Source organism: Geodermatophilus sp. SYSU D00663, assembly GCF_054050655.1.
Map to the genome: position 1 here is coordinate 111098 of NZ_JBJGZT010000016.1, position 6290 is coordinate 117387.

Genomic DNA, 6290 nt, shown 5'->3' on the forward strand with positions numbered 1-6290 from the left:
CGCGTGCCCCTGGCCGTCGCCTGCGCCCCGCTGACCGCGGGCCCCGCCGCCGGCGCGCCCCCGGCGGTCCTCGGGGCCGGCGCGCGGGCGGTGGGGGAGGGCTGGGCGGCCGTCCTCGACGACGCCCCGGTCGCGGTCGACACCGTCGTCGCGCTGGTGCGGGAGGGCGGCCGGCGGATCGGCATCGGCGCCGCGCCGGCCGGTCCCGGTGACGGCCCGGTGCTGCTCGCCGCGCGCCGCGCCCTGGAGGCCGCCGGGCGCCGCCCGGCGCGGCTGGCCGTGCGCGGGTCCGACGCCGAGGCCGCCGCCGACGCCCAGGCGGTGCTCACCGCGCTCGCCGTCCTCCTCGCCCGCCGCAGCGCCGCGGCCTGGGCCGCCGTCGACCTGGTCGCGGCCGGCGCCACGCGGGCCGCCGCGGCCGCCGAGCTGGGCGTCTCCCGGCAGGCGGTCGCGCAGCGCCTGACCGCCGGCTCCTGGGAGCTGGAGCTGGAGCTGCGGCCGGCCGCCGCGCGGCTGCTCGCCCGCGCCGCCGGCCGGCCGCCCGGTTGAGGGACGCCGCCGCGCGCGGTGATCACCGGTCGCGGAGGATGGGGTCGTCCCACCCCGCAGGAGGTCCCGTGTCCGAACCCGTGCAGCCGCTGCGCAACGCCGAGCTCCTCGGCGTCTACGTCAACGACCACCTCGCCTCGGCCACCGGCGGCATCGAGCTGGTCTGCCGGATGCTGGGCGTGCACCGCGGCTCGCGCTGGGAGGCGCCGCTGACCCAGCTGCTCGGCGAACTGCGCGAGGAGAAGTCCTCGCTGCTGGCCACGGCCCGGGCGCTCGGCATCCCGGTGCGGCAGTACAAGCAGCTCGGCGTCTGGCTGGCGGAGAAGATCACCCGCGCCAAGCTCAACGGCCGGCTGCTGTCCCGCTCGCCGCTGTCGGACCTCGTCGAGTTCGAGTTCCTCGCCTCCGGGGTGCGCGCCAAGCGCAGCGGCTTCGAGACGCTGCGGATCGTCGCCGAGGCCGACGACCGCCTGGACCGGGCCGAGCTCGACCGGCTCATCGACCAGGCGCACCGGCAGTACTCGTGGCTCACCGACGCCCGCCGCGAGGTGGCCGCCGCCGTCTTCGGCGGCCGCGCGGGGGCCGCCGAGCGCACCGGCGGCGTCTGACCCGGGTCCCTCGCGCGGTGCTCCGCGCCGCCTGGTAGCACAGGGTCATGTGCCACGACCCCGCCAGCCGCCCGCCCGCCCCGCCGCGCACGGGGGAGGTCGGCGACCGCGGCCTCACCGTGCTCACCGCGGCCGACGGCACGGAGGTCTCCGCCGCCTGGGCGCTGCCCGCCGACGTCGCGGCCGCGCCCGCCGGCGTGGTGGTCCTCCCGGACATCCGCGGGCTGCACCCGTACTACGTCGCGCTGACCGAGCGCTTCGCCGAGGCCGGCGTGCCCGCCGTCGCCCTCGACTACTTCGGCCGCACCGCCGGCACGGCCGGGAGCGGCACGCGCGACGCGGGCTTCGACTGGCAGACGCACGTCCCGCAGACCACCCCCGAGGGCGTCGACGCCGACCTCACCGCGGCCGTCGCCGAGCTGCGCCGGCGCACCCGGCCCGACCTGCCGGTGGTCACCGTCGGCTTCTGCTTCGGCGGCAGCCACTCCTGGCGGCAGTCCGGCGGCGACCTCGACGTCGCCGCCTGCGTGGGCTTCTACGGCCGGCCGGCCATGGTCGGCGACGCCGCCGCGCGGGCCTCGCGCCCGACGCTGATGGTGATCGCCGGTGCAGACGCCGCCACCCCCGTCGAGGACCAGCTCGCCCTCGCGGAGACGATGCGCGCCGCGGGCGCCGACGTCGAGACCGCGGTCTACGACGGCGCCCCGCACTCCTTCTTCGACCGCGCCGCGCCCGAGTGGGAGGAGGCCTGCCAGGACGCCTGGCGGCGGATCCTGGCCCTCGTCGACGGCCTCGGGGCGGGGGTGCGGTCGTGAGCGAGCCGATCGACCCCGGGGTCATCGAGCTGGCCGCGCGGGTCTTCGACCTCGCCCGCTTCGGCCACACCGAGGAGCTGGTCGCCTACGTCGACGCCGGCGTCCCGGTGGACCTCACCAACGACAAGGGCGACACGCTGCTGATCCTCGCCGCCTACCACGACCACCCGGGGACGGTGGCCGCGCTGCTCGAGCGCGGCGCCGACCCGGGCCGGGCCAACGACCGGGGCCAGACGGCGCTGGCCGCGGCGGTGTTCCGCCGCTCGGAGGCCGGCGTACGGGCGCTGCTGGCCGCCGGCGCCGACCCCGACGCCGGCGGGCCGAGCGCGCGCGAGACCGCGGCGTTCTTCGACCTGCCGGAGATGGCCGCGCTGCTCGAGGGCCGCACCGGCTGAGGCTCCCCGCGGGAGCCGCACCGCCGTGACACCCTGGGGCGTCACGGCGCCGTCACGGGGGGAGGACGTCCATGGTCGCGCACTCGCACCTGCCCGAGCCGGGTGCGGAGCGGGCGCGCTCCGGCGCCTCCCGGGTGGTCCCCCCGGAGCCCACCGAGCTGCCGGGGGACCTCGCCGACGGGCTGCCCCTGGCCGCCGACGTCCCGCTCGCACCCCTCGACGGCGGCCCGGCGCCGGGACCGGCCGCTCCGCTCACCGGCCCGGGCGGGCTGCCCCGCTGGCTGGTGCTGCTGGTCGGCGCCGCGGCCGCGACGATCGCCGTCGCCGGGGTGCGCGAGATCGCCTGGCTGGTCGCGCCGGTGCTCCTGGCGCTGGTCGTCGTCGTGGCGCTCATGCCGGTGCAGCGCTGGCTGCTGCGCCACCACGTGCCGCGCTGGGCGGCGGCCGGCGTCCTGCTGCTGCTCGTGTGGGGCGTGCTGCTCGGCCTCGGGTCGCTGCTGGTCGTCGCGATCGCCCAGTTCGCCGTCCTGCTGCCCGACTACGCCCCGCAGTTCGCGGTGCTGCTGGACGACACGGTGCAGCGGCTCGACGAGGCAGGGCTGTCCTCGACGCAGATCCAGGACCTGGTCGACCGGTTCGACTACGGCCAGCTCGTGGGCCTGGCCACCGACCTGCTCGCCCGGGTCACCGACACCGCCAGCACGCTGGTGCTGCTGCTGTCGGCGATGGTCTTCCTCGCCATCGAGTCCGGCGGGTTCGGCCGCCGGCTGGCGCTGGTCGCCGAGGACCGGCCGCACCTGCCCATCGCGCTCGGCCTGTTCGCCCGCGGCACCCGCAGCTACCTGCTGGTGAGCACGGTGTTCGGCGCGATCGTGGCGGTGGGCGACACCGTCGCGCTGGCGATCCTCGAGGTCCCGCTGCCGGTGCTGTGGGGCCTGCTGTCGTTCATCACCAACTACGTGCCCAACATCGGGTTCGTGCTCGGCGTCATCCCGCCGGCGCTGCTCGGGCTGCTCGCCGGCGGCTGGACCGAGTTCTGGGTGGTCATCGTCGTCTACTCGCTGCTCAACTTCGTCGTGCAGACGCTCATCCAGCCGCGCTTCGTCGGCGACTCGGTGGGCCTGTCGATGACGGTCACCTTCCTCGCGCTGTTGTTCTGGGGCTGGGTGCTGGGCGCGCTGGGCGCGCTGCTGGCCATCCCGCTCACGCTGCTGGTGAAGGCGCTGCTGGTCGACGTCGACCCGCGCGGGCACTGGCTCGACGCGCTGCTGCGGGAGGAGCCGAGAGCCCCGCGGACCAGCCGCGCACGGCAGCGCGCGCAGGCCCGGCGGGCGGCGCTGGCCTCGGTCCGGGCGCTGCACCCGCACTGGCCCTCGCGGCGTGGATCCGGGGACTGATCAGCGCGTTCTGGGAATGTCAGGGGTCGGGAGGACGTTGTCCACAAGCCGGGGAACGGTCCCGGCGAGACCCCGAGGAGGACCCGTGAAGGGCGATCGTGTCGAGGTCGTCATCGACGCCGGTGGCGACACCCGAACCTACGAGATCGAGGCCACCCGCGCCGGGCGCCGGGTGGACGTGTCCCACGGCCGCGGCATCGTGGAGGTCACCGAGACCACCCGCGGCGGCACGCCCGTGCGCACCGCACGCTTCATGTCCGGGAGGGTGCTCGCGCTGGTCGAGCACCCGGCGGCCCGCCCGGTGTTCGAGGACGACGACGAGCCGGTGACCCCGCTGCGCCGCAGCGCGTGAGGGAGGACCTCCCTGCCCCCCTCGAAGGACCCTCCTGCCCCCCGCCACTCGCAGGCTCGCGGCGGGACCCTGCAGGGAGGCCGATCGAGGCTCCCAGCGGGCCCCTGCAGGGAGGCCGTTCCGGCAGCTCACCCGAGCTGGTGGTGATGGTCGGCCTGCAGGGCGCGGGCAAGTCGACCTGGGTGCAGCGGACCCTCGCCGCGACGCACGAGGTGGTGAGCAAGGACCACTGGCCCCGCGCCCGGCGGCGGGAGACCCGGCAGCAGCGGCTCGTCGCCGGGCTGCTGGCGGCCGGGCGCAGCGTCGTCGTGGACAACACCAGCCCCTCGCCGGAGGAGCGCGCGCCGCTGGTCGCCGCGGCCCGCGCGGCCGGCGTGCCGGTGCGCGCGGTCTGGGTGGACACCCCGCTCGAGGAGTGCCTGGCCCGCAACGCGGCCCGCGAGTCGCCGGTGCCGCTGGTCGGCGTGCACGCCGCCCGCGCGCGGTTCGCCCCGCCCACCGCGGCCGAGGGCTTCGACCGGGTCGACGTCGTGCGGGGTGACGTCGTGCGGGGTGACGTCGCGCGGGGTTAGGTCGCGCGGGGTGACGTCGTGCGGGGTGACGTCGCGCGCCCGGGGGACTGACCGGCCGGACCGTCGCGTGCGGCCGGGGGAGCCGGTGCGGTAGGAACTGGCAGGCCCGTCCGCTCCCGTCCCCCGGAGGTACCCGTCCCGTGCTGGCCAGCATCGGTTACGCCGTCGCCTACACCGCCGTCGGCCTCGTGCTGCTGGCCCTCGGCTTCCTCGTCCTCGACCTGCTGACGCCCGGCCACCTGGGCCGGCGCATCTACGAGGACCGGTCGGTGAGTGCCGCGGTCGTCCTGTCCGCCGGGTTCCTCGCCCAGGGCGCGGTCATCTTCGCCGCGATCTGGACCAACGCGACGTCCGGGTTCGGGGAGGCGCTGCTCTGGACCGTGGTCTTCGGCCTGCTCGGCGTGGTGCTGCAGGCCGTCGCGTTCCTCGTCCTCGACCTGCTCACGCCGGGGAAGATGGGCCAGCTCGTCACCGAGACCGGCTTCCACCCCGCGAGCATGGTGATGGCCGCGACCCAGCTCTCGGTCGCCGCGATCATCGTCGCCTCGATCTGGCCCTGACGGCCGCCGCGCACCGGTACGGGGGCGTCTCCGGGCGCTCCGGGAGCCCGCCGTAACCTGTCCGGCGCAGCCCGGGGGCCGGCGCGGGGTCGACCCGGCCCGAGCCCCCCACCCGGACCGGCCGGCGACGACGCCGCCACCAACGAGAGGAACTGCCATGAGCGAGGCCACCCCCCGCGTCGCCATCGTGACCGGCGCCGCGCGCGGCATCGGCGCCGCGACGGCGAAGCGCCTGGCCGCCGACGGCTTCGCCGTCGCCGTGCTCGACCTCGACGAGGCGAACACCAAGGACACCGTGCAGGCGATCGAGTCCGCCGGCGGGCGCGCGCTCGGCGTGGGCGCCGACGTCAGCGACGCCGAGCAGGTGCAGGCCGCCGTCGACCGGATCGCCGCCGAGCTCGGCCCGCCCGTCGTCCTGGTCAACAACGCGGGCGTCATCCGCGACAACATGCTGTTCAAGATGACCGAGGTCGACTGGGACCTGGTCATGAACGTGCACCTGCGCGGCGCCTTCCTCATGAGCCGGGCCTGCCAGAAGCACATGGTCGAGGCCAAGTGGGGCCGGATCGTGAACCTGTCGAGCACCTCGGCGCTGGGCAACCGCGGCCAGGCGAACTACTCGACGGCGAAGGCGGGCCTGCAGGGCTTCACCAAGACCCTCGCCATCGAGCTGGGCAAGTTCGGCGTCACCGCCAACGCGATCGCCCCGGGCTTCATCCAGACCGAGATGACGATGGCCACCGCCGAGCGCATGGGCATCCCCTTCGACGACTTCATCAAGGGCGCCGCCTCGCAGATCCCGGTGGCCCGCGTCGGCCAGCCCGAGGACATCGCGCACCTGGTGTCGTTCTTCGTCAGCGAGGGTGCCGGCTTCGTCTCGGGTCAGGTCGTGTACGCCGCGGGTGGCCCGAAGGCCTGACGGCCACCACGCACGGACCCACGGGGCCCGGCCGGGAGCGATCCCGGCCGGGCCCCGTCGCGTCGTCGAGCGGCGGCCGTGTCCCGCCCCGGGCCCGCGGCGCCGGCGCTCACGCGGCCGGCG

At 76.4% G+C, this 6290-nt stretch carries 9 protein-coding genes; all 9 read left to right on the forward strand.

Annotation, left to right across the window (positions count from 1 at the left end; translation table 11 throughout):
* The first annotated feature begins 3 nt into the window (after positions 1-3).
* The 9 genes from ACI79Z_RS14240 (at position 4) to fabG (ending at position 6167) form a co-directional block, all read left to right on the forward strand.
* Entirely contained in the window at positions 4-549 is a 546-nt protein-coding gene (locus tag ACI79Z_RS14240; protein ID WP_456902986.1) for a hypothetical protein, read from the forward strand.
* A 68-nt stretch (positions 550-617) separates the two neighbouring features.
* Positions 618-1157 carry a hypothetical protein gene (locus ACI79Z_RS14245; RefSeq protein WP_387989826.1) on the forward strand — a complete coding sequence of 180 codons (540 nt, stop codon included), beginning with the start codon at positions 618-620 and terminating at the stop codon, positions 1155-1157.
* Between the two features lie 47 nt (positions 1158-1204).
* Entirely contained in the window at positions 1205-1972 is a 768-nt protein-coding gene (locus ACI79Z_RS14250; RefSeq protein ID WP_456902987.1) for a dienelactone hydrolase family protein, read from the forward strand.
* Positions 1969-2367 carry an ankyrin repeat domain-containing protein gene (locus tag ACI79Z_RS14255; RefSeq protein ID WP_387989832.1) on the forward strand — a complete coding sequence of 133 codons (399 nt, stop codon included), beginning with the start codon at positions 1969-1971 and terminating at the stop codon, positions 2365-2367. Before ACI79Z_RS14250 ends, ACI79Z_RS14255 begins: the two co-directional genes overlap by 4 nt.
* Positions 2368-2438: 71 nt before the next feature.
* Positions 2439-3764 carry an AI-2E family transporter gene (locus tag ACI79Z_RS14260; protein ID WP_456902988.1) on the forward strand — a complete coding sequence of 442 codons (1326 nt, stop codon included), beginning with the start codon at positions 2439-2441 and terminating at the stop codon, positions 3762-3764.
* 85 nt (positions 3765-3849) lie between these two features.
* Positions 3850-4116 (forward strand): hypothetical protein, encoded by a 267-nt coding sequence (locus tag ACI79Z_RS14265; RefSeq protein ID WP_387989837.1) that lies wholly within the window; start codon positions 3850-3852, stop codon positions 4114-4116.
* Positions 4117-4262: 146 nt separating this feature from the next.
* Positions 4263-4688, forward strand: coding sequence for an AAA family ATPase (locus tag ACI79Z_RS14270; RefSeq protein ID WP_456902989.1), 426 nt, complete (start codon positions 4263-4265; stop codon positions 4686-4688).
* A 140-nt stretch (positions 4689-4828) separates the two neighbouring features.
* Positions 4829-5248, forward strand: coding sequence for a DUF350 domain-containing protein (locus ACI79Z_RS14275; protein ID WP_387989843.1), 420 nt, complete (start codon positions 4829-4831; stop codon positions 5246-5248).
* Positions 5249-5405: 157 nt separating this feature from the next.
* A complete protein-coding gene (gene fabG, locus ACI79Z_RS14280) occupies positions 5406-6167 on the forward strand; it encodes a 3-oxoacyl-ACP reductase FabG (protein WP_387989846.1) in 762 nt (253 codons plus the stop codon).
* Positions 6168-6290: the final 123 nt, after the last annotated feature.